This window comes from Geobacter sp. DSM 9736, from assembly GCF_900187405.1.
In the GTDB taxonomy this organism is placed as follows: domain Bacteria; phylum Desulfobacterota; class Desulfuromonadia; order Geobacterales; family Geobacteraceae; genus DSM-9736.
Map to the genome: position 1 here is coordinate 3353157 of NZ_LT896716.1, position 21787 is coordinate 3374943.

The 21787-nt window shown below is 49.7% G+C and carries 24 protein-coding genes and 1 pseudogene; 15 read left to right on the top strand and 10 right to left on the bottom strand.

Going from position 1 to position 21787, the window contains the following annotated elements:
• The first annotated feature begins 13 nt into the window (after positions 1-13).
• The 9 genes from nuoH (at position 14) to CFB04_RS15130 (ending at position 8491) form a co-directional block, all read left to right on the top strand.
• Positions 14-1081, top strand: coding sequence for an NADH-quinone oxidoreductase subunit NuoH (gene nuoH / locus CFB04_RS15090; RefSeq protein WP_088536158.1), 1068 nt, complete (start codon positions 14-16; stop codon positions 1079-1081).
• Positions 1082-1141: 60 nt separating this feature from the next.
• A complete protein-coding gene (gene nuoI, locus CFB04_RS15095; protein ID WP_088536159.1) occupies positions 1142-1540 on the top strand; it encodes an NADH-quinone oxidoreductase subunit NuoI in 399 nt (132 codons plus the stop codon).
• Between the two features lie 10 nt (positions 1541-1550).
• Entirely contained in the window at positions 1551-2054 is a 504-nt protein-coding gene (locus tag CFB04_RS15100) for an NADH-quinone oxidoreductase subunit J (RefSeq protein ID WP_088536160.1), read from the top strand.
• A 22-nt stretch (positions 2055-2076) separates the two neighbouring features.
• Positions 2077-2379, top strand: coding sequence for an NADH-quinone oxidoreductase subunit NuoK (gene nuoK, locus CFB04_RS15105; protein WP_088536161.1), 303 nt, complete (start codon positions 2077-2079; stop codon positions 2377-2379).
• Positions 2380-2424: 45 nt separating this feature from the next.
• Positions 2425-4428: an NADH-quinone oxidoreductase subunit L gene (nuoL, locus tag CFB04_RS15110; protein WP_088536162.1), complete on the top strand. Its 2004-nt coding sequence runs from the start codon at positions 2425-2427 to the stop codon at positions 4426-4428.
• A 45-nt stretch (positions 4429-4473) separates the two neighbouring features.
• Positions 4474-6036 (top strand): NADH-quinone oxidoreductase subunit M, encoded by a 1563-nt coding sequence (locus CFB04_RS15115; RefSeq protein WP_088536163.1) that lies wholly within the window; start codon positions 4474-4476, stop codon positions 6034-6036.
• Between the two features lie 31 nt (positions 6037-6067).
• Entirely contained in the window at positions 6068-7522 is a 1455-nt protein-coding gene (locus CFB04_RS15120) for an NADH-quinone oxidoreductase subunit N (RefSeq protein ID WP_088536164.1), read from the top strand.
• A 138-nt stretch (positions 7523-7660) separates the two neighbouring features.
• The gene (locus tag CFB04_RS15125; RefSeq protein ID WP_088536165.1) at positions 7661-8080 is read left to right on the top strand and encodes a hypothetical protein; all 420 of its coding nucleotides are present in this window, start codon (positions 7661-7663) and stop codon (positions 8078-8080) included.
• Positions 8081-8218: 138 nt separating this feature from the next.
• On the top strand, positions 8219-8491 hold the full coding sequence (locus tag CFB04_RS15130; protein ID WP_088536166.1) for a hypothetical protein: 273 nt from the start codon (positions 8219-8221) through the stop codon (positions 8489-8491).
• 10 nt (positions 8492-8501) lie between these two features.
• On the opposite strand, the gene CFB04_RS15135 is transcribed toward CFB04_RS15130, so the two are convergent.
• From CFB04_RS15135 to CFB04_RS15165, 8 genes and pseudogenes are all read right to left on the bottom strand, one after another.
• Positions 8502-9749: an EAL and HDOD domain-containing protein gene (locus CFB04_RS15135; protein WP_088536167.1), complete on the bottom strand. Its 1248-nt coding sequence runs from the start codon at positions 9747-9749 to the stop codon at positions 8502-8504.
• Positions 9750-9911: 162 nt separating this feature from the next.
• Positions 9912-10610, bottom strand: coding sequence for a cytochrome b/b6 domain-containing protein (locus tag CFB04_RS15140; RefSeq protein WP_088536168.1), 699 nt, complete (start codon positions 10608-10610; stop codon positions 9912-9914).
• Position 10611: 1 nt separating this feature from the next.
• Complete coding sequence (locus CFB04_RS18360; RefSeq protein ID WP_231934215.1) at positions 10612-11244, bottom strand: hypothetical protein; 633 nt, start codon at positions 11242-11244, stop codon at positions 10612-10614.
• A 15-nt stretch (positions 11245-11259) separates the two neighbouring features.
• Positions 11260-11652 (bottom strand): annotated as a pseudogene (locus tag CFB04_RS18560) (cytochrome C); the annotation flags it as partial.
• A 59-nt stretch (positions 11653-11711) separates the two neighbouring features.
• Complete coding sequence (locus CFB04_RS17950) at positions 11712-11933, bottom strand: hypothetical protein (protein ID WP_157698812.1); 222 nt, start codon at positions 11931-11933, stop codon at positions 11712-11714.
• A gap of 29 nt (positions 11934-11962) precedes the next feature.
• Positions 11963-12388 (bottom strand): response regulator, encoded by a 426-nt coding sequence (locus CFB04_RS15155; RefSeq protein ID WP_088536169.1) that lies wholly within the window; start codon positions 12386-12388, stop codon positions 11963-11965.
• Positions 12385-12645, bottom strand: coding sequence for a hypothetical protein (locus tag CFB04_RS15160; RefSeq protein ID WP_088536170.1), 261 nt, complete (start codon positions 12643-12645; stop codon positions 12385-12387). The genes CFB04_RS15155 and CFB04_RS15160 overlap by 4 nt, the downstream gene beginning before the upstream one ends.
• A 19-nt stretch (positions 12646-12664) precedes the next feature.
• On the bottom strand, positions 12665-13237 hold the full coding sequence (locus tag CFB04_RS15165) for a hypothetical protein (protein WP_088536171.1): 573 nt from the start codon (positions 13235-13237) through the stop codon (positions 12665-12667).
• A 493-nt stretch (positions 13238-13730) separates the two neighbouring features.
• Between CFB04_RS15165 and CFB04_RS15170 the strand changes: the two genes are divergently transcribed.
• A complete protein-coding gene (locus tag CFB04_RS15170) occupies positions 13731-14219 on the top strand; it encodes a HyaD/HybD family hydrogenase maturation endopeptidase (protein WP_088536172.1) in 489 nt (162 codons plus the stop codon).
• Between the two features lie 2 nt (positions 14220-14221).
• Here CFB04_RS15170 and CFB04_RS15175 read toward each other — a convergent pair whose 3' ends face one another.
• Entirely contained in the window at positions 14222-15664 is a 1443-nt protein-coding gene (locus CFB04_RS15175; protein WP_088536173.1) for a M48 family metallopeptidase, read from the bottom strand.
• Between the two features lie 199 nt (positions 15665-15863).
• Here CFB04_RS15175 and CFB04_RS15180 point away from each other — a divergent pair, with 199 nt between their 5' ends.
• The 5 genes from CFB04_RS15180 to CFB04_RS15200 all read left to right on the top strand — a co-directional run bounded on the left by CFB04_RS15180 (position 15864) and on the right by CFB04_RS15200 (position 20118).
• Positions 15864-16226 carry a PilZ domain-containing protein gene (locus tag CFB04_RS15180; RefSeq protein WP_088536174.1) on the top strand — a complete coding sequence of 121 codons (363 nt, stop codon included), beginning with the start codon at positions 15864-15866 and terminating at the stop codon, positions 16224-16226.
• Between the two features lie 25 nt (positions 16227-16251).
• The gene (locus CFB04_RS15185) at positions 16252-17082 is read left to right on the top strand and encodes a patatin-like phospholipase family protein (protein ID WP_088536869.1); all 831 of its coding nucleotides are present in this window, start codon (positions 16252-16254) and stop codon (positions 17080-17082) included.
• 109 nt (positions 17083-17191) lie between these two features.
• Positions 17192-17524, top strand: a complete 333-nt coding sequence (locus tag CFB04_RS15190) for a cytochrome C (RefSeq protein ID WP_088536175.1) — start codon at positions 17192-17194, stop codon at positions 17522-17524.
• Entirely contained in the window at positions 17521-18966 is a 1446-nt protein-coding gene (gene pyk, locus CFB04_RS15195) for a pyruvate kinase (RefSeq protein WP_088536176.1), read from the top strand. The genes CFB04_RS15190 and pyk overlap by 4 nt, the downstream gene beginning before the upstream one ends.
• A gap of 27 nt (positions 18967-18993) precedes the next feature.
• Positions 18994-20118 carry an NADH:flavin oxidoreductase gene (locus CFB04_RS15200; protein ID WP_088536177.1) on the top strand — a complete coding sequence of 375 codons (1125 nt, stop codon included), beginning with the start codon at positions 18994-18996 and terminating at the stop codon, positions 20116-20118.
• Between the two features lie 33 nt (positions 20119-20151).
• Here the strand turns inward: CFB04_RS15200 and CFB04_RS15205 are convergent, their stop codons facing one another.
• On the bottom strand, positions 20152-21735 hold the full coding sequence (locus tag CFB04_RS15205; protein ID WP_172825512.1) for a peptide chain release factor 3: 1584 nt from the start codon (positions 21733-21735) through the stop codon (positions 20152-20154).
• Positions 21736-21787: the final 52 nt, after the last annotated feature.

Genomic DNA, 21787 nt, shown 5'->3' on the forward strand with positions numbered 1-21787 from the left:
GGAAGAGGAGCAAATGGATACGCTAATATTAGGACTGCCGGTCGCATATTACATTGCCATGCTTGCAAAGGTGGTTGTAGCATTCGTCTTCGTGCTTCTGACAGTGGCGTACGCTACATATGCCGAGCGGAAAATAATCGGACATATGCAGGTACGGCTTGGACCGATGCGGACAGGCTGGCACGGCCTGCTACAGCCCATCGCTGACGGCGTCAAGCTTTTCTTCAAGGAAGAAATCGTCCCGTCTCAGGCAAGTAAATTTGCATTTCTTATCGCACCACTCGTTGCACTTATTACTGCATTTATTTCGTTTGCGGTAATCCCTTTCGGCGATACCGTCGAGATATTCGGATACAAGGTACCGCTGCAGATAGCCGGCTATTGGGACCAGGAGTTGGACAAGGTATTCGATATTAACGTAGGTGTTCTGTACATTCTTGCTATGGCATCTCTTGGTGTTTATGGCATCGTCCTCGCTGGTTGGTCGTCCAACAGCAAGTATTCCCTGCTGGGAGGTCTCCGCTCCTCGGCTCAGATGATTTCCTATGAACTGGCCGCCGGTCTGGCCATAATTTCTGTATTCCTGATGTCCGAGTCCCTTTCGCTGCAGAAGATAGTTGCTGATCAGGCCGGAGGTTTCGGAATTCTCGGCTGGTACCTGTTCCGCAGCCCCTTCACCTTCATCGCCGGAATAATTTTCTTTATCTGTTCTCTTGCAGAGATCAACCGTACACCGTTTGACCTTCCTGAAGCCGAGACGGAACTCGTTTCCGGTTTCTGCACTGAGTATTCCTCGATGAAATATGCCATGTTCTTCATGGCTGAGTACGCCAACATGGTTACAGTCTGCGCCGTCACCACTACATTATTTCTCGGCGGATGGCACGGCCCCGCCTTCCTTCCGGGATGGGTTTGGTTCATCGCAAAAGTGTATGCTCTCATTTTCCTCTGCATGTGGATCAGGGCAACTTACCCCAGGTACCGTTACGATCAGCTTATGCGGCTTGGCTGGAAATTTTTCCTTCCTATTACTCTGCTCAATATTGTGGGGACGGGGATCTGGATACTGATGACCGCCTAAGGGGTTTATTGTTTGTAGCACCAGCGCATCCACGTACAATTTTAAGACGAGGTAATACCAATGATAATGCCGCTAATAAATGGACTGAAAATCACCTTTAAGCATCTGTTCATGAAGCCTGTAACGCTTCAATATCCGACGGAACGGCCCGTGGTTTCACCCAATTTCCGCGGACTGCATGCTCTAAATGTTTCACATGACCGAGCAAAATGTGTCGCCTGTTACCTCTGCCCGACGGTATGTCCTGCCAAATGCATTAGAGTCGAGGCGATGGAGGATGCCAATCACGATAAGCACGCGGCTGTTTACGAGATCGATCTTCTGCGCTGCATCTTCTGTGGCTACTGCGTTGAGGCCTGTCCTGTGGATGCACTCAGGATGACACAGGAGTTCGAGCTTGCAAACTACCACCGACATGACTTCGTGTTCGCCAAAGAACGACTCTTAGAAAAGAAATAAAGGAGCAGCAATGGAAACCATCTTTTTTACCGTCGTGGCAGCGATGGCCGTTCTCTTCAGCATTCTGGTCATTACCTGCAAGAACCCTATCAACAGCGCCTTATCGCTGGTGATGACCTTCTTCGCTCTGGCGACCTTTTACGTGATGCTGGATGCACCCTTTATGGCAGCGATTCAGGTAATCGTGTATGCCGGCGCAATCATGGTTCTTATCGTTTTCGTAATCATGCTCCTCAACATCCGGACCGAGTCGAGCAAGCGAACCAGTCATGCCCTGCTGATCAGCTACATAATAGGTTTTCTAGTTCTGGTAGAGACCTTCTATTTCTTGAGCAAGAGCACACTGACAGGTGCAAGAGGATCGCTGGATGCAGCAGCTATCCATAGAGTCGGACATACCGAACTCATCGGCAAGGCGCTGTTCACCGACTTTCTGTTGCCCTTTGAAGTTACATCCCTGCTCTTGTTAGTAGCGATAATCGGTGCGGTTGTTCTATCTAAACGTAAAATTTAAGAAAAAACAGGGGTGAATAAAGATGATTTCCTTGGATAGCTATCTCATCGTGAGCGCCATTCTCTTCGCTATCGGCACCATAGGCGTGCTGACCAGAAGGAACGCCATCGTTATCTTCATGTGCGTAGAAATGATGCTAAATGCAGTAAATCTTTCCTTCATCGCACTCTCTCGGTACCTTGGAAACATTGATGGGCAGATCTTTGTCTTTTTCATCATGACCGTTGCTGCCGCTGAAGCTGCCGTTGGACTTGCCCTGATGATCGCCTTCTACAAGAATAGGGAATCGATCGACGTGGAAGACATCAACCTCTTGAAGTGGTAGCAACTGAGACTGATTTTCTGAATTACTCAATAGAAGGAGTCTGGAATGTTTGATAACGTGTGGCTTATACCTCTGTTTCCCTTAATCGGCTTCCTGATTAACGGACTATTCGGAAAGAAGATCAAGGAAGAAAAGGTCATCGGCGGGATTGGAGCACTGATGGTGTTCTGCTCTTTCATCGTTGCGAGTATGACCCTTCTCAAAATGATCAGCTTGCCTGCCACCGATCGGGTCCACAACGTGAAACTCTTCACCTGGATAAAGGCCGGGACATTCCAGGCAGACATCGCCTTCTTGATTGATCCCCTCTCCTGCATAATGCTCATGGTGGTAACAGGCGTAGGCTTTTTGATCCATGTCTACTCCATCGGCTACATGCACGGTGAAGAAGGGTTCTACAGATTTTTCGCCTATCTTAATCTGTTCACCTTCTCCATGCTTCTGCTTGTTATGGGAAATAACCTCCTGCTTATGTTCGTCGGCTGGGAGGGTGTCGGGCTTTGTTCATACCTTCTTATCGGTTACTATTTCCATAAAAAATCAGCCGGAGATGCGGGCAAGAAGGCTTTCGTTATGAACCGGGTGGGAGACTTCGGTTTCCTTCTCGGTCTGTTCACGCTCTTCTGGTATTTGGGACAGAATCACGGTATATGGACTATCGAATTCACCGAACTGGGTAAGCATGCCGCACTTCTGCCTGTCGGTGGAGTCGTTACGGTTGTAACCCTATTCTTCTTCCTTGGCGCTACCGGTAAATCAGCTCAGATTCCGCTTTATACATGGTTGCCCGACGCTATGGAAGGTCCCACTCCTGTTTCTGCTCTCATTCACGCTGCAACCATGGTTACCGCCGGTGTATACATGATCGGCCGGATGAACTTCCTCTTCATCAAAGCACCTGAGACCATGGTGGTCGTTGCTGTCGTCGGCGCCTGTACGGCATTTTTTGCAGCCACCATTGGTACCGCCCAGAACGATATCAAGCGTGTTCTTGCCTACTCTACTGTTTCTCAGCTCGGGTACATGTTCCTTGCGATGGGTGTTGGAGCATTCGCTGCTGGTATCTTCCACCTCATGACTCATGCGTTCTTCAAAGCATGCCTCTTCCTCGGGTCTGGTGCAGTCATCCATTCAATGCACCATGCGCTGCATCACGCACACTCGCATGATGATCCGCAGGACATGCGGAACATGGGCGGGCTCAAGTCAAAGATGCCGATGACATTCCTCACGTTCCTTCTTGCTACCATCGCTATTGCAGGTATTCCTGGATTCTCCGGCTTCTTTAGCAAGGATGAGATCCTCTGGCAGGCTTTTGCAAATCCGCATCACGGTCAGCTGAATTTCGTACTCTGGGGGCTGGGAGCAGTTGCTGCCGGTATGACTGCTTTTTACATGTTCCGTCTCGTATTCATGACCTTTTTCGGTGAGTGCCGGATCAACCCCAAAGCCAAGGACCACCTGCACGAGTCACCAATGGTTATAGTTTTCCCGCTCATAGTGCTGGCGATCCTCTCCGTCATCGGCGGGTATATCGGTGTACCCAAAATCCTGGGAGACGTCCTCGGGGGAATTCCCAATTACTTCGAGCATTGGCTTGCTCCTGTATTTGCGTTTTCCACCGAATATGTCAGTGCCCATGCCCATGGTGCTCACCCGAGCCATGCAGTGGAGTGGGGGCTCATGGGGCTGTCCGTTGTCATTGCCGTAGTTGGTATTGCAATCGCCTTTGCTCTCTACGTGATGAGTCCCTCTATCCCTGCGAAGTTCACAGCTGCTTTCCCAGGACTCTACAGAGCGGTGTACAACAAGTGGTACATCGACGAGCTGTATGATTTCGTGTTTGTGAACCCCTGCAAGTCTTTCGGTAATTTCCTCTGGAAAGGCTTCGACGTTGTGGTAATAGATGGGATCGTGGACGGCGTCGGCAAGTTCGTCATGGCTGTCAGTGCGGCCATCAAGAGCCTGCAGTCTGGCTATGTCCACAACTATGCTATGAGCATGGCCCTCGGTGCAGTTGTAATCGTAGCGTTTTACATATTCCGATAACGCTGTCTGTACTCTCTTGAAATAGTTTAAAAAGGAGCAGATTCAATGAATGAGACCATCATAAGCCTGATGACATTTCTACCCCTCCTCGGGGTCCTGTTGCTGTTGTTCGTCCCCAAGAACAGTCACGGGCTGCTGAGGGGTCTGGCTCTAGCCATTACGGCGGTTACCTTTGTCGTTTCCCTTCCCTTGGTTACCGGCTTTGTTTCAAATGCTGAATATCAATTCGTTCAGAACGTTCCCTGGATTCAGGCAGGGCCTTTCAAGATGAACTACCACGTCGGCATTGACGGCATCAGCTTGTGGCTCGTCATACTTACGACCTTTATCATGCCGATTGCCGTTCTTTCGACCTGGACTGCGGTTGAGACCAAGGTCAAAGAATACATGATCTGTCTCTTGCTCCTTGAAGTTGGTATGCTCGGCGCTTTTGTGTCTCTTGACCTTTTCCTCTTCTACATTTTCTGGGAACTCATGCTCATCCCCATGTACTTCATCATTGGCATCTGGGGTGGCAAGCAAAAAATTTATGCCGCAGTCAAGTTCTTCATCTACACTATGGCCGGCTCCGTACTCATGCTGGTCGCTATCATCGCACTGTATTTCATGGGGCTTCAGGCCGGTCTAACCGACTTCACCATCGCCAATTTCTACACGTTGCCTATTGATCCTTCGATTCAGGTTTGGATGTTTTTGGCATTTGCCTTCGCCTTCGCGATCAAGGTTCCGCTCTTTCCTGTTCACACATGGTTGCCGCTCGCTCACACTGAGGCTCCTACCGCTGGATCGGTCATTCTTGCAGCTATTCTTCTTAAAATGGGAACCTATGGCTACGTAAGATTCGCCATGCCTCTGTTCCCGGATGCGGCCGAGAGATTTACTCCGCTCATTGCCACTCTTGCTGTAATCGGTATTATCTATGCCGCTCTTGTAGCAATGGTGCAGGACGACGTAAAAAAACTCGTGGCTTACTCGTCGGTCGCTCATCTCGGTTTCGTCATGCTGGGTATATTTGCCCTCAACCAGCAGGGTGTCGCCGGAGGAATGCTTCAGATGCTGAATCACGGTATTTCTACCGGTGCACTCTTCCTTATAGTTGGCTTCATTTATGAACGTCGCCATACAAGGCTTATCGCGGATTTCGGTGGATTGTCGAAACAAATGCCGATATTTGCGACAATATTCATGATCGTAACCCTTTCGTCCATTGGCCTTCCCGGCACCAACGGTTTTGTGGGAGAATTCCTCGTCTTGATAGGTGCGTACGAAAGTAACCTGCGATGGTATGCCATCATAGCGACAAGCGGTGTTATTCTTTCGGCTGTCTACATGTTGTGGATGTTTCAGCGTGTCATGTTCGGTGAACTTAATAACCCAAAAAACCAGAAGCTGACCGACCTCAACAGCAGGGAAATAGCCATAATGGTTCCTCTGCTCGTCCTCATCTTTGTTATGGGAGTGTATCCGAACCCGTTCATAGATCGGATGGCTCCTTCAATTGATAAGATGATCCAGCAGAGCAAGGCGAAGAAAGTTGCACTTGTAGCGCCTCCTGCTACCCCTGCTCCGCAGGAAATTCCGGCGGTACAGCCTTTAGAGCATAAGTAGACTTTTTCAGAATAGCCACTGGAGGAATTAGATGGAAACATTTGCGATGCCTGCCATAAACTTCGCTGCGGTCATGCCCGAGACGATCCTTTCCGTCTTCGCCATGATTCTGCTGCTGATCAACGTCTTCGTCCCGAGCGAGCAGAAAGCTTATCTCGGCTATTTAAGCCTCATCGGCATCGTCATTTCTTTTTACTCCGTCGTAAGCGGCTGGGGTAACCCACAACAGGGCTTTAACGGAGCAGTACTTCAGGATAATTTCGCCTTGTTTTTTAAAGGTATCGTTCTGATATCCGGTGCACTCTCCATTCTAATCAGTGACCAGTACATGAAGCGTGAAGAGTGCAATTGGGGCGAGCTTTACCCACTGGTTCTTCTTTCCACGGCAGGTATGATGCTAATGGCATCTGGTACCGACCTCATGACGATCTTCCTGGGCCTTGAAGTTCTGTCGGTCTCCCTCTATGTTCTTGCTGGATTTAATAGAAACAGCTTGAGATCCAACGAGGCTGGCCTGAAGTACTTCCTTCTGGGCGCCTTTTCGACAGGATTCCTTCTCTATGGTATGGCTCTCACCTATGGAGCAACCGGAACTACCAAGATTGCCAACATTGCATCATTCATAGCTCAGAATGCCGGAGTCACAGCCAACCCGATGCTTCTCGTGGGGATGCTTTTGATGGCAGTAGGTTTCTCTTTCAAAATAGCAGCAGCACCCTTTCATATGTGGACACCCGACGTATATGAGGGTGCTCCTACTCCGATGACTGCTTTCATGTCGGTTGGACCGAAGGCTGCGGGCTTTGCCGCTTTCGTAAGGGTATTCGTTGTAGCGCTCCCTTCGTTTCGTGCAGATTGGACGGATTTACTCTGGATTCTGGCTGTTCTTACCATGACCGTAGGTAATATCACTGCTCTTTATCAGAACAACATCAAGCGAGTTCTTGCTTATTCTTCTATAGCACATGCAGGTTATGTTCTTGTCGGATTCGTCGCTGGTAACGCTGTGGGCACCGCAGGTATTATGTTTTACATGCTTACGTACGCGTTTATGAACATCGGTGCTTTCGCAATCATAGTATTGGTCGGAAAAAAGGGAGAACCGAACAACAATGTCAGCGACTACACCGGATTCGGTTTCAAGCATCCCGTGCTAGCTGTCTGCATGTCAATATTCCTTTTTTCTCTCGCCGGTATCCCCCCCGCAGCCGGCTTTGTCGGCAAATTCTACCTGTTCTCAGGTGCAATTCAGGCCGGCTACATCTGGCTTGCAGTCATCGGGGTTCTTAATAGCGCCGCCTCGGTTTATTACTACTTGCGCATCATGGTGTTCATGTACATGAAAGAGCCCGAGGAAGAATTCGATTGGCTTCAGGTTACTCCGGGAATAGCCCTATGCTTGATTGTTGCCGTTATCGGGGTTCTTGTTCCCGGTGTTATTCCTTCATTCTTGCTGGAGCTGGCCCAGAAGGCAGCATTGCTTTAAGCACATAGAAGCCGTAGTTAAGGTGGCCCTTCCGGAGATTCCAGAAGGGCCATATTTTTTGATGGGTCAGGCAATATCCAGCAAATTGTATGGAAAATTTCGAACAGGCGGCAGCTGAGAGGGGTAAGGACTCCTATCATGGCATGGTGTATTGCTATCCTGATTATTTTGTTTTCTCCTGATCTCTCTTCGGCAGTCGATTATTCTGAAAAGACTTCGGGAAGAAAAGACTATGATATAGCCCTCGAGTGGAGGGCATGGCAGGAACCTTCCCGCATAGCCGTTATCGGGACAGTGTCATCCGGACTTGCGTTATACATCCTAGGTGTTGAATTAAGAGCCCGCGTTATCGATGCCGCCCATGCTGAGGTAGCGAAAGCGGTTTTTGCGTTTCCTCCCCCCAGTGACCCCGCATATTTTTCCATGCCGTATGGAATGGCTCTTCCGGCATATGGTCGAAAAGCTGAAAGAATCGACCTTCTATTCCTTTACGAGATTCCATTTTCAGAAGACACCTCGATAATTTCGTTCAGGACCATCTCAATCAAATTTCCTTGACCCCATTTTGCCTGAGAATTTCTTCCCCGCTGCGCTCCAGCAGCGTGTTTCTCTCAAAGATTACGACTTGATTTTCGCCAGTTTCTGCCGATTAGTCTAAGACGGTACTAGCGAAACTTGAGAAACAATGAGGGAACTATGAAAAAAATAATTGGATGGGGAGGAGTGATCCTGCTTTTATTGTCGCAGCAGACAGTGCTTATTGATCAGGGTGTCAGCGGGGCTATATTTTTCCTTGGACTCAGTATGTGTCTTTGTGTCCTGTGCATGGCTACCTTGCCTATTATTATGCAAATAGTCACTGAAAACAGCCGTGATCATTACATCAGATTGTATGAACAATACATTGAGAAAAGGCAGGAAGCTATAAAAAGACTGGAGGAGGAGTTACTACAGAAGAGAAGAAAGTAAAAAATCATTATTATTTTAACAAGGTCCTATTAGCCCATTTTACTGCATCGAGCTGAGCGTTAGAGCATTCTGCGCGTGACAGTGACAGCTCCTCTAGAAGCTTATCAAGTTCTTCGGTGCGTGACTGTTCGAGGTGCTCAGAAACTATAAGTAACTGACCGAGAACTCCTGTGCGATGGAGAAGAGCATCGCGCATTTCATCTGCAATGTTACACTGCCCCACAACTTCTTCCATCCGCACATTCAGAAGGACATCTATGAGAGAGAGAACGCCTGTCATGAATGCTCTGTCCGCAGAGTCCTTGTCCCTTCCCCACGCAGGTATTGCCCTTACGATATTTTCCATGAATTTTCCACGGACTGCCGCCAATTCCATAAGAGGGCTAGCAAATATGCCCTTATTGCTGTTGAGTGCATAAAGGCAGAGCATTAGCCAGCGCTTGAGATGATCCCGCCCAAGTATGGCCAAAGCGTGCCGCACTGTTTTGATCTTCCCCCGCATGCCAAGGTACACTGAGTTGACTAGGCGAAGAAGATTATAAATCAGCTCAGGGTGCTGCTTGAAAGTTTCTTCTATTTCGGACGAATCGGCATCCGCCAATACCTGGTCCATAAGGCGCATCAGTGTGAGTGTGGCGGTATCCAGAGTTCTTTGCTGAATCACTGTGGGCTTCGCAAAAAAATATCCTTGGAACATCTGAAAGCCAACGTTACGGCAGAAGCTGAGCTGCTCGTGTGTTTCAACCTTTTCCGCTAACAGCGTCAAAGGCCACTCACGCCATTTTTCAAGCATCCCTATGATCTGGTTAGAGGGAGATTTCAGGAGATCTACCTTTATTATATCTACCAGCTCGTAAAGAGGTTCGAATTCAGGATCATAGACATGATCATCGAGGGCAAGGGTGAAGCCCTTACGTTTTAATTCCCTGCATCTTGAAACTACTATGGGAGTAGGTCTTATTGATTCCAGTAGCTCTATTACAACCTGCTCTTTAGGCAACAGATCAAGAACATCAGCCATCAGGATTTGCTGGGTCAGGTTGATATATCCCTTTTTCTTTCCTAGAGCGTCTGAAAGGCCGAAATCAGAAAGAGTATGGACTATGACGTGTGCACATGCTTGGACTTCGTCTGTTACATCGGCAGAGAGAGAATCCGAAGAACGGAACAGAAGCTCGTATGCAACCAGATTTAGTTCAGCATCGAGAATCGGCTGACGGCCAAGAAAGAGGTTGTTGGAAAAATCGTGGGCTTTCATTGGACTCTGGCAAGGACAGATGAGGTGGTGGTTGTGTTTCTCTTCGGCGGCGATCGGCAAAAGTTAAGCTGCCCAACCGTCATGGTGGGCAGCTCATGTTCCGGCACCTGCAGTGACCTTTGGAGGCCCTTGTCTGAATGGCCAACATTGAGTCAGAGACTCCTATCCTTTTGCATGCTCCGCCGGCTTGGGCAGGTCGTGTAGAGGTTCATGTGAACCATGATCCTCGATTTTTTCCCACCCCGTCCACATGGGGACAAAATGCGCGAACGGTGTGTGGCCCAGTGTCGCAAGATATATGTGAGTGAAGAGAAAGGCGCAGAGTGAGCAGGCCAATAAGAAATGCATTCCTACGAGGATTTTCAAGCCGCCAAGCATTATAAGGACTTCACGCAAGGGTGCTATGTTCATCAGAAATATGCCCGTAAGGCTGACAAGCGGCACCAGGACAAACATTATGGCAAGGTAAGCAGACTTCTGCATGGGATTAAATTTATTGTCGGGTGTTGGGTGATGCGGGCTGGGCTTTCCGCGAAAATAGTTGAAGAAGTAATAAAATGCCTGTCTCAGAATCCCAGTCTGAAGATCTTCTTTCTTGGGGAAGTAGAGTTGCGCCATCGTCCCGGCTATCATGGTGTAATAAAAGAACCAAAGAGAGAAGGAAAGGGATACTACGATCCCGGCCGTGTTGTGAAGGCGAATAGCTGCTTTGTACGAACCAAAGATGTTGATGAATTCAGGGTATCGGATCTGTGCTCCGGTAATACAAAGAGTTACTATCCCAAGGGCGTTTAGCCAGTGCCATATCCTTACTGGAGTAGGTTGCAGATATATCATGTTGTTGTTTGTCGTGTCGCTCATATCAGTGCCCCTTTCCCATTCTGTTTTTTCGTGTCAGGAATCTCAGAGAGCCATGGCCAATCGGCATTATGAGCCCGCCTGCTATGATGAGCAGGCCTATTTTGTCTAAGGTAGGATTGCGCGTAGAGCCTAGCATATAAAAATCCGGGGTTCCATTCATGGCGTCCAGCACGGCACCTTTTTCAACGGCAGCCCGAGCAAACGTTCCATTGGGCTTGGGCAGCGCTACATAGCTGGTTTGCATTGCTTCGGGGCCTGATGCGTGGCAGAACGAGCAATCCCAGCGGTTGCTGAGAACCTGGAAGTTGTGCGTCACTTTTTCCGGCGTCATCATCCCCTGAAGACGTACGTTATCGTGGCCGGGACTGCTGTTGAATAACTTCAGCTCGGCTAGAGAAATGTAGCTATCGTTGTTGACATCTATCAGGGAACGGATGTCCTGTTCTCCCGCGAGTTTTTTGAGCTCTTCATAAGTGGCAGTTTTAAAATCACCGTAGCGTCCGCCTCCCACGTCACGTTTTACGATGTACATAGTTATCACATAATTTTCAGAGCCAGAATGGCAGGTGATGCAGGGAAGGGAATCAATATGGAGTTCGGCCTGAGGCAGCCACTCGGAATGTTTACTGATCATCTCATTGCTCTTGTGGCAATTCCCGCACATAAGATTCATGTCATGACCTGAGACCTCAGTAGGAGAGTGTGCTGTGTGAGGGTTATGGCAGTCTCCGCAGGCAGCATTTCTTGCGTGTACGCTCTTGCTGTACTCTTCCATTACATCGGAGTGACAGTTGGAGCAGTTGGTAGTTGCGAATACTTTCATGCCATCATCAGGATGACCGGCAGTGACAGCGTCATGACAGGTACGGCACCCGAAGTTGGCATCTCCTATCCGGGCGTGGGCGGTATGTTGATATCTGACAGGGTCAATGAATCGGGAATTATCCACTTTCTCCTTGCTGCCGTGACATGTCAGGCAGCCTTTGGAGCTTGCTAGTGCCTGTGGACCCGGAGCAATGAGGACTGCAGCAAGGATAATCATCAGTATAAGGTGAAAGTTAGTTGGGTTCACGTTAGGTACCTCCGGAAGATAATATTAAACTAGCCTTTTTCCTTTACTTCCTTTCGCTGCAGTGACGGCTTGTGTGCCCGAAGGCTTCGAAACACTGGTACCAGTTGGCCTACGACAATGAGGGCGCAGAAAGCAATAAACACCCACACTATAAAATCGCTATTGTCTTCCCGTGCCCCTGCTGCTGCAAAGGCAGGGTGTGCCCATGCTATTACCGATATTAACGGGGTGATAAGCGCGTGTTTTCTCATTGGCAGTCTCCTTTGATAGTAAGATGATGTTACTTTTGCTCGTGAGTTTTTTTGGTGTTGGCAAATGCGCAGCCGACTGCTTGGCGGATTTCCTCTTTGTCCTCAGGAGTCGACGGTTTAAGTGCGTGGTAGAAAATACCTTCGCGCCGGATTTTTCGGACTACGGGAAGTGAAGCTTCATCGGAGACAAGGATGATGGCGAGTTTTCTGTTACATTTTTTAAGAAGATGGATCAGATCGGCCGATGATACCTTGTTGTCAAAATCATTGCCGAGCAGCACTACCGGGGTCTGCTTTTCAAGGATATTGCAGAGAACATGAACTGCCGAGTCTGTGGTCTCCACCTGGTAACCAGCTTCGGTAAAAATCTCGGCCACTTCCTTCCTGACATCAGTATCTCTGTCCGCTATTAAAATGCCTCTATCATCGTTTTTCACCTCATTGTAGTGCGTCATTTCCGTACCTCCTCTTGCGTATCCTGCTTTTTGGACACTGATGCGATTCCTCTTATCATGGCGCCGAAAAGCATAAGCCCGGGGATAACCTGCACCGCAATGATGGCTCCCACAAAGAAAAGAAAAGCTTTCACCATAAATCCGTCTCCGTGTGACACTTGATTTATGCCCAAGATGAAGACAGTCCCTAGAATGATGAGGCTGCTGATGAGTACGATTGTGATTCTTGATTTGTTAGCAGATGGTATGACTTTCATGGAAGTCTCCTTTCGCTCCTTAGTCTTCGAGGATTCTGCCTGTGGCGGTCAGTGGCCAGAGGGAGGCCTTCCGCATCAACTCCTTCTTCCAGCATATGGCTGCTTTGTAATAGGCCGAAATCTGGTAGTGTTCGAGCAGGAGAACGGCCACTCCGGCTGAAAATACAAAAAGAAAGGTTGAGGGAAGACTGCTGGAAAGCAGGTAGAAAATATAAAAGGCACTGCGGTGGGCGAGTTGTTCGTACTTCCTTCCGGGTTGCACATCATTGAGTAGCCTGCCTGCAACAATAATTAATCCGGAGATGGTCGAAACACCCAAAATGATATGAATCAGGTAAGGGGCGGGAGGTGCCCCTATGATCTCTCTGACATGCTCTGGGAAAAGGTCCAGCACAGCAATGTCCTTGATGAGCAGGAAAAGAATGCTGATGAGCAGGAATGCCGCCAGGTTCCATAATCCCCGCCTGGAGCTCGCGTACAGGGAGTCGATCTCTCGCTGGATATCTGGAATGAGGTTGTGGTGTTTACATGCCGAGGTACAGGGGGTCCTGAGGTCACTCTGTTTAAGTTGCTTAATGGCTTGTTCTAACATATCAGTATCCCCCTTAGCTATGGGTTTAAATTAGAGTCTGCACATATAAAAGCAACCTTGATACCAAGCGGCAGCATGAGATAATAAAAGCGCCCTAAAAAAATAAACACTCGAAATTAAGGCTATTTACGGGTATGAGAATTATTGTTGTAACAACCGAGTGCGGACTGAGGGAGATAAAAATTCTCACAAAACGAGAAATTTACTACCGGACAGTAAGAGAAGAGTTGTAAGGAAATAAATAGGTGGGGAGATGCAGCTTAAAAGATGTAGGCATCATTACCTGCAGCCATTTGGGAAGCGCTGCGTTCAGGTATTCAGCGGTATCTCAAGCCGTTGCGGCTTGACAAAGTGGAGTAGGCGCATACGCTTTCCCTGTCCTTGTAGCACGGCTGTCTTTGGACCCAGATAAAAGTATTCTCACAGTTGATTTAGACCTTCCTTTCCAGGACATCTACAGTGTATGTCGCTCCGTTAAAAGGTGGGGGCGCAAATGAAAATTCTTATTTTGGGAACCGGAAATACCTTAATGGGAGACGACGGTGTTGGTGTACACGTGGTTCAGCAGCTGCAGCAGAGGTACGATTTCCCTTCTGAAGTAAGGCTGTTGGCTGGCGGTGTCCTCGGCCTCGATCTGCTCTCTTATCTGCAGGGGATAACCCACCTGTTGGTCGTAGACGCCGTGGACGCCGGTAAAGCTCCGGGGGCGTTCACTCGACTCACAGGGGATGAAATCCCACCTACATTTACTAAATTGCTCTCTCCCCATCAGATGGGGCTTCAGGACCTTCTGGACGTCAATATTCTTCAGGGAAAATCCCCTCCTTCGGTGGTCCTTTGGGGAATCCAGCCAGCCTCTCTCGACATTTCACTGGGCCTTTCCCCTTCTGTCGCTTCCCGGATAGAACTGATGGAGTATCTCATATTAGCCGAACTTGAAGAGTGGGGAGTTACTGCTATGCCGCAGGCAGATGTTGTATGACTTCAGTTGGGATGAGAGTCCAATATTTTTCGCAGTTCCGAGGCATAATCGCGGTATTCCTTTGTCGCGTAGAAAGCAGCAGCCTTTTCGATAATCCTGCGATCACCAAAACGAACCAGCGATTCCGGGTTTTTGATAGCGGCTTTTCTTCCGCTTTCAAAGAACTTAAGAGCAGATGCCTCATCTTTCATGAGGAGGAAGGTGTCCGCGATATAAAAATCGACGGGAAAGCTGCCGTAGCAATCACGGAAGAACTTGAAATATTTTATGGCGTCCTCATACCGCCCAGAGTCCTTGAGTGCCATGGCAAGTCTGAACTGGCCGTGATCCATTCCGGTGCAGAGGTCGTAACCGCGGGTAAAGAATCTTTCTGCGACCCCGAGCTTTCCCTGATCCAGAAGGGTTATGCCGATTTCCGGGAGCCCATAGCAGTAAGACTTCTCCGACATGCAGGCTTTTTCAGCATACCGGAATGAGTCTTTGGTCAGCCCTAGTCCCCCTGAAGCGCGGGCAGCATAAATGAACAGCGTAGGGTCTGCCCCTTCCCGGGCAATAAGCGGCGAGACTTCATCAAGAACCTCCCGGTAACGCTCCATAATAAAAAGGAGGTCTATCCGCTGAAGGAAAGTGTACCTTGGTGGAAGCTCTTTCTGCGCTATGATCGAGGGATTGCGCAGGATGTCGATGACCAGTTCGCCTATCCAGCGGTAGCCGGTAGAAAGAAACCCTCCGTTGACAGAAAAGGCGACGGTTGCATCCCGGATCTGGAGTTCTTTTCCCGCCAACGTTTTAAAAGTTTCTCGAACCGCATTGATGATCCGCAGGTTCTTATTCCCTATGAGCTGAGGAAAATAATCGGTGTCGAAACTTAACAAAACCGGCTCGTCCAGTTGCGGCAGGTTAGCCGCATCACAGATGGTGATGGGGATGCCGTCGGTCGTGCCGGCGAAGCATGCACCCTTCCGGCTGAAGGTGACAATATCTTCATCGGGAAATCCATAGCTTCTGAGGAGAGCGGTCAGGGTGCTCCCGTCATTGGAAAAGATTCCGTACGTATTCGGAATGACCCAATAAACACTGCTCAATACTTCTAATTTGGCTGCTGCATGAATGAAGTCGGCATTGGTCACTGGCGGACCTGCGTCATCGGTATTTTTGCACGCCTGCTTGCTTTCTTTCCCCTGACAGAGTGCCTTCAATACAGCAATATGCTCAGTAGAAACCTTTTTTAGGTCGTCGTGTGCATCTATATTCACAAGCACCGCATTTCGAACTCCTTCCGAAACCCAGTGCTGCAGCGCATCCCTGTGGTCTTCCAGAATCGTCACTTCGAGTGGGTCTGCCCCCAGAATTGGATAAGCCGGTGCCGTTACCTTTCTGAGGAAGAAGAGGGGAGGGAGGAGGAGAAGTAGTATCAGCAGAAATTTGGCCAAGGCGATGTTCATCGTGGAGAACCAACTCGTTAATTACGATACATGAAAATCTACTATTACATTCGGCAAGTATTTGCAAGAAATCTCTTGATCGGAGCGCGATAACTGTTGTCTTGTGTGGAAAGGCAGAGCTACTTGACCTTGACGTGAAATCTGATGTCGCTATAATAGGCTGCCTTAGATTCGGCTCATCCATCCTTGGAAGTGACAAATGGAAAAACGGAAATTTTCTCGCGTAACCTTCAGCCTGAAGGCGTTCGTCAACAGCAGGAACATCTCCATCAAAGGGGATGTGGAGAACCTAAGTCTCAAGGGTGCGTTCATTCGGACCGATACGAAGCTGGAACCTGGCCTCCCCGTGGAGGTGACGCTTTACCTGCCCGGAACGACCAATCCTCTGGACATCTCTGTAAATATTACCGGGACGGTGCTTCGGGTGGAGGAGACGGGACTGGTTCTTCAGTTCAGGGAGATGGATGTCGATTCATTTACGCTTTTGAAGAACATAGTTGCTTACAATGCGGGGGATGAAGATCAGGTGATGGATGAACTTCTCGGTCGAGATCGGACATGATCGCGGCCGTATCAGGGATGGGACAATGGAACGATCTAGTATAAGCCTTGTTCTTGAGGGTGGGGGGATGCGTTTCCCTGCATTTGTGGGGGCACTTCGGGCTATAGAAGAAAAGGGCCTGTTTGTCAGGAAGATCATAGGTTCAGGCTCTGGCAGCCTCATCGGTTCCCTTTATGCGGCCGGATTGCCTCTGGAAGATATCCGTCGAGAGGCAGTCGAATTCAATGTAGAGTCGCTTAAAGATTTCAGCGTCAAGAACTTGAGGCGCGGCAAAGGGTTGTATAGCGGTGACCTACTGGAAGAATGGATCGATAAAAAACTCAATGGGGCTACATTCGGGGACCCGTTCGGAATAGATCCGCACATCATAACTACTGACATCATCAACTATAGACCTGTCATTTTCAACTCGGCTGCACATCCACGTGTAAAGGTGTCAACAGCTGTTAGGTGCTCGATGGGTATGCCATGGATCCTGGTCCACCGTCGTCTCAACCTTAACGGTCAGGAGCATGTTCTCATAGATGGTTCGTATATGGTTGGAGCTGTCGAAAAAATGCTCGATTACGAGCGGGAAAAGACCCTAGTCCTAAAGGTAGTTTCAAAACGTACCCTGACGAGTTTGATACCGGGCGAGCTTACAATGAAGAAGTACTTCCTGGAAACGCTCAATTTCTCACTTCATGCTCTTGAAAAGGAATTCATAAAGGGGGGGCGATGGCGCGACACGATTCTTCTCTACTGCGGCGACATACCTCCAGCAAAATTCGATCTCTCAGCAGCTGAGAAGACGTACCTCGTCGAACAGGGGTATGAGCAGACATTGAAATATCTCGAATACAAGTGGGGAATTTGACATGATCCCGTTATCTGCTCTCCTTTCCCGGCCATCGTTGTTTTGACGGCCGGGTGTGTTATTATTTCAGCGGCATAAGCTATTTTCCGAGATATCTTCAGGAAAACCTATGGTCAAGATTTTAGTAACGCTAGGTTTAATACTCTTCTGCGCTTCCGGATGCACAATGTTCACCGCCTGGAGGACTATACCCCCCCCGGGAGGGTGTGATCAGTGTCATACCCTGCCTATCGGCAATAACTGGAGCGTTGTGTACAAAGCTGCATATCTTACGGATGAGAGGGACCGGCTCTACTTCCAGACAGAGGAGTACAACATGCCGAAGGGGGAGCAGCCCGATTCGGCCCTGGAACTGCGTAAGGTCGAGGAGCTTCAATGTTTCGCATGTCATAAATCCCCCAATGCAGCTCATAAAGGGAGAAAGGGGCGCTTTCACCATTGAGCCTGTCTACGCGTAAAATCAAGATAATAGCTACCGTTGGCCCTGCCAGCGCTTCAGACGAAATGATAGTGCGTCTTGTCGAAACCGGGGTAGATGTTTTCCGCCTTAATTTCTCACACGGTACCAACGCTGAGAAAGAAAAGATCATACACTCTATCAGGAATATATCGGACAGTCGCGGCAGGGCCACAGGGATCCTCGCCGATCTACAAGGCCCCAAGATCAGAACCGGGAGAATGGAGAACGGGGCTATTGCGCTGACCAGGGGGGACACGCTCGATATAACCACCGAAGATCTTCTTGGCACGCGCGGTCTTATCTCTACAATATACAAAGCCCTGCCGCGAGACGTGCGCCCCGGGTCCCGCATTCTCATGGATGATGGCCTTATCGAGCTCAAGGTCTCTTCCGTTGCCGACAATGTAGTTCGCTGCACTGTGGTAGAAGGAGGAATTCTCAAGGACCTGAAGGGAATAAACCTGCCTGGTGTAGATGTATCAACCCCGTCTTTGACGGCCAAAGATCGGGAGGACCTCAAGTTCAGTCTCGGGATCGGAGTGGACTACATAGCCCTTTCTTTTGTGAGGAAAGCTTCCGACATAGAAGAGGTCAAACGGATTATTTATGAGCATGATCTTAATACTCCAGTGATTGCGAAGATAGAAAAGCCGGAGGCGCTGCGGAATTTCAACGGCATACTAAAAGTTTCGGATGGCGTGATGGTTGCCCGCGGAGATCTCGGTGTCGAAATCAGTCCGGAGAAGGTTCCCCTCATTCAGAAGAAAATCATCAAGGCATGCAACGCTGCTGGGAAACCGGTAATAACGGCTACACAGATGCTGGAATCCATGATTAGCCACCCCCGTCCGACCAGAGCGGAGACATCTGACGTAGCAAATGCAATTCTTGATGGAACAGACGCAGTGATGCTTTCGGGAGAAACGGCCTCCGGGCAGTTTCCTATCGAGGCAGTTAAAACTATGGTAAACGTTGCTCATGATGTCGAGCGTTCCGAGCTGCGCGGGAGCTATACCCGAATTGAGCATACGGGCAGCCCAAGCGTTGCCGAGGCGGTAGCCGAAGCTGCATGCAGCGCTGCCGTAAATGTAAAGGCCAAGGCAATCGTCGTCCTCACCCATTCGGGGAGCACCGCCATCCGTATAGCGAAATTCCGGCCACCGGTTCCTATAATAGCGTTCACTCCCTTTCCGGAAATATGTCGCAGGCTCGCTCTCTGCTGGGGTGTGCAGGCATGCAGAATCGGCTCGATGGAGGGCACCGACCAACAGATCAATGCAGTCGAAGAAACGTTGCTGTGTCTGGGATTCAAAAAAGGGGATGTGGTGGTTATAACAATGGGGGTTCCTCTTGAAGCCCGCGGTTCTACGAACCTTATGAAGGTTCATAAGCTTGGGACCAAAGGGTTCTACGAGATTTACTGAACAAATGTGCTTGCGGAAGGGGGAACCATGCGCAAGGTGTTCGAAGAGACAAAAATCGGCTCAATGCTCCTGCAGAACCGGCTTTTTCGATCGGCCACATGGGAAGGCATGTGCGAAGAGGATGGCCGTCCTACATCCAAATTAGCTGCCTATTACGGACATCTAGCTCGGGGGAGGATCGGGCTGATCATAAGCGGATACGCCTTTGTCCGTGCTGATGGGAAGCAGTTGCCCGGGCAGATGGGAATCCAGCAGGACGGATTTGCAGCTTCGATGCGTGTGTTGACCGACGCGGTGCATCGCGAGGGGGGGAGGATTTGTCTACAGCTGGTGCATTCGGGGGGGCAGACCAGCAGTAGGATTATCAATACCCAACCGATCGCTCCTTCAGCCTTGCAGGTCGACCAATACCCCGAGACTCCGGCTGAGCTTTCGCTATCGAATATAGAAGAACTGGTTATGCTCTTCGGTGCAGGTGCCCGACGGGCACGTGAGTACGGGTTTGATGCTGTTCAGCTGCATGCTTCCCACGGATACCTTATAAATCAGTTTCTCTCACCTCTGACAAACCACAGAAGTGATGCGTATGGTGGCAGCACCGAAAACCGGTTGCGTTTCCTCATGGAGGTGTACCGGAGCGTCCGTAGCTCCGTCGGAAACGACTTTCCCGTTCTGGTGAAGCTTAACGGTTCGGACAACCTTGAGGGGGGTCTTGAGCTTGAGGATGCAGTGGAGGCTGCGAAAGCGCTTGACGAGGAAGGGGTCGACGCCATTGAGGTGAGTGGCGGTACTCCTGCGTCAGGTTTACGCACCCCTGTCAGGCAGGGTATAGACTCACGCGAACAGGAAGCATACAACCTGCCGCTGGCATATAGGATTAAAAATGCCGTGGATTGTCCGGTTGCGGTCGTAGGCGGAATGAGGAGCCTTGAGGTGGTGGAGGGAGTCATCAGGAGGGAGGAAGCAGACTATGTGGCAATGTCGCGTCCCTTCATAAGGGAACCCGCCCTGGCGATGCGTTGGGGAGCAGGGGATGAGGTGAAGGCTCGCTGCATATCCTGCAATGGATGCTTCAAACCCGGGCTGAAGGAAGGGGGAATATATTGTGTGGTGGACAGGATTGAGGCGGACAGCAGGGGATCATCTCTCTAGCTGACTCTGCCCTCATGTTCGGAGCCTGTCGAGTCAGCGGTGCTCGCATGTGGCATGAAATTGCAGGTCTTTCCACCCTTCCATCGTGTTTTCAAGACGCCATTGGCTCCCCGCCAGGTACGTCAGATTTCCTTCTCCATCCCTGTAAAGGCTAAGAGCTTCTTTTTTCTCGAATTCGTCCAACTTTTTTCGTTCTCCTGTCACCCATCTGGCGGTGACGTAGGATACTGGCTCATATGCTACCTTAACACCGTATTCATGTTCCAGTCGGTGCATTACGACATCGAACTGCAAAACGCCTACCGCACCTACTATCCAATCCGAACCCATCAAAGGCCTGAAAACCTGAGTAGTCCCTTCTTCTGCAAGCTGTACAAGGCCTTTTTCCAGCGCCTTGGATTTGAGGGGGTTTAGAAGGCGTACCTTCCGGAAATGCTCCGGAGCGAAGCTCGGGATGCCGACATATTTCAGCTCTTCCCCCAGGGTAAAGGTATCTCCAATCTTTATGGTTCCGTGATTGTGAATTCCGATGATGTCGCCTGGATATGCTTCATCGATATTTGTCCGGTCCTGGGCCATGAAAATGGTGGCATTCGAAATCTGAAAATCCCGCTTGAGTCTCAGGTGCTTGACCTTCATTCCACGCGTGAATTTGCCGGAGCAGATGCGGAAGAAAGCAATGCGGTCCCTATGTGCCGGGTCCATGTTTGCCTGAATCTTGAAGACAAACCCCGAAAAACCTTCTTCATAAGGAGAAACGGTTCGCGATTCCGTTTCCCGTGGCAACGGGTGAGGGGCCAGTTCAACAAAGGTGTCGAGGAGTTGCTGGACGCCGAAGGTGTTGATGGCGCTGCCGAAGAAAACGGGACTCTGATGGCCTGCAAGGTAAGCCTGCAGATCGAAGGGATGGGCGGCTCCCTCAAGCAGTTCGATGTCGTTTCGAAGCTCCTCAACCTGTGTGTCGAGCAGGTCATTGAGGGCCGGATCATCGAGTCCGCTGACCCGCATGGTTCGCCCAGTTCCTCGTTCCGCAGTCGGATCAAAAAAGATCAGTTCCTTGCTCGCGAGGTGGTAGGTTCCGCGAAATCTTTTCCCCATGCCGATGGGCCACGTCATGGGAGCGCACTGGATCTGCAGGTTGTTTTCTATGTCATCGAGTAGATCGAGAGGTTCCCGTCCTTCCCGATCGAGTTTGTTGATGAAGGTCATGATCGGGGTATTGCGCAGTCTGCAGACTTCTAGGAGCTTTTTAGTCTGTGCTTCCACCCCTTTTACCGAGTCTATCACCATAAGCACCGAGTCAACTGCAGTCAGGGTGCGGTAGGTATCTTCGGAGAAATCGTTGTGTCCCGGGGTGTCGAGTAGATTGATTTCGTATCCCTGGTAGGTAAACTTCATAACTGAAGAGGTAACGGAGATGCCGCGCTGTTTTTCCATCTCCATCCAGTCGGACGTTGCGTGCCGTGTGGCTTTTCTGGCCTTGACCTCTCCGGCTTGCTGTATAGCGCCGCCGAAGAGGAGCAGTTTTTCGGTTATGGTTGTCTTGCCTGCGTCGGGGTGACTGATGATGGCGAAGGTGCGTCTCTTGTCGATCTCCGAGTGGTTGTGCTTCAACAACTTGTACTCCTGAGTAAGAAATTCTGGACAAAATAAAGGCGAAGAGTTTATC

Coding starts and splice junctions, on each gene's coding strand:
- CFB04_RS15190 (WP_088536175.1), top strand. CDS start 17,192: ATGGTCAAGATTTTAGTAACGCTAGGTTTAATACTCTTCTGCGCTTCC.
- CFB04_RS15180 (WP_088536174.1), top strand. CDS start 15,864: ATGGAAAAACGGAAATTTTCTCGCGTAACCTTCAGCCTGAAGGCGTTC.
- nuoL (WP_088536162.1), top strand. CDS start 2,425: ATGTTTGATAACGTGTGGCTTATACCTCTGTTTCCCTTAATCGGCTTC.
- CFB04_RS15200 (WP_088536177.1), top strand. CDS start 18,994: ATGCGCAAGGTGTTCGAAGAGACAAAAATCGGCTCAATGCTCCTGCAG.
- nuoI (WP_088536159.1), top strand. CDS start 1,142: ATGATAATGCCGCTAATAAATGGACTGAAAATCACCTTTAAGCATCTG.
- CFB04_RS15185 (WP_088536869.1), top strand. CDS start 16,252: ATGGAACGATCTAGTATAAGCCTTGTTCTTGAGGGTGGGGGGATGCGT.
- CFB04_RS15120 (WP_088536164.1), top strand. CDS start 6,068: ATGGAAACATTTGCGATGCCTGCCATAAACTTCGCTGCGGTCATGCCC.
- CFB04_RS15140 (WP_088536168.1), bottom strand. CDS start 10,610: ATGAGCGACACGACAAACAACAACATGATATATCTGCAACCTACTCCA.
- CFB04_RS15155 (WP_088536169.1), bottom strand. CDS start 12,388: ATGACGCACTACAATGAGGTGAAAAACGATGATAGAGGCATTTTAATA.
- CFB04_RS15170 (WP_088536172.1), top strand. CDS start 13,731: ATGAAAATTCTTATTTTGGGAACCGGAAATACCTTAATGGGAGACGAC.
- nuoK (WP_088536161.1), top strand. CDS start 2,077: ATGATTTCCTTGGATAGCTATCTCATCGTGAGCGCCATTCTCTTCGCT.
- CFB04_RS15175 (WP_088536173.1), bottom strand. CDS start 15,664: ATGAACATCGCCTTGGCCAAATTTCTGCTGATACTACTTCTCCTCCTC.
- CFB04_RS15100 (WP_088536160.1), top strand. CDS start 1,551: ATGGAAACCATCTTTTTTACCGTCGTGGCAGCGATGGCCGTTCTCTTC.
- CFB04_RS17950 (WP_157698812.1), bottom strand. CDS start 11,933: ATGAGAAAACACGCGCTTATCACCCCGTTAATATCGGTAATAGCATGG.
- CFB04_RS15125 (WP_088536165.1), top strand. CDS start 7,661: ATGGCATGGTGTATTGCTATCCTGATTATTTTGTTTTCTCCTGATCTC.
- CFB04_RS15130 (WP_088536166.1), top strand. CDS start 8,219: ATGAAAAAAATAATTGGATGGGGAGGAGTGATCCTGCTTTTATTGTCG.
- nuoH (WP_088536158.1), top strand. CDS start 14: ATGGATACGCTAATATTAGGACTGCCGGTCGCATATTACATTGCCATG.
- CFB04_RS15160 (WP_088536170.1), bottom strand. CDS start 12,645: ATGAAAGTCATACCATCTGCTAACAAATCAAGAATCACAATCGTACTC.
- CFB04_RS15115 (WP_088536163.1), top strand. CDS start 4,474: ATGAATGAGACCATCATAAGCCTGATGACATTTCTACCCCTCCTCGGG.
- CFB04_RS18360 (WP_231934215.1), bottom strand. CDS start 11,244: ATGATCAGTAAACATTCCGAGTGGCTGCCTCAGGCCGAACTCCATATT.
- CFB04_RS15135 (WP_088536167.1), bottom strand. CDS start 9,749: ATGAAAGCCCACGATTTTTCCAACAACCTCTTTCTTGGCCGTCAGCCG.
- CFB04_RS15165 (WP_088536171.1), bottom strand. CDS start 13,237: ATGTTAGAACAAGCCATTAAGCAACTTAAACAGAGTGACCTCAGGACC.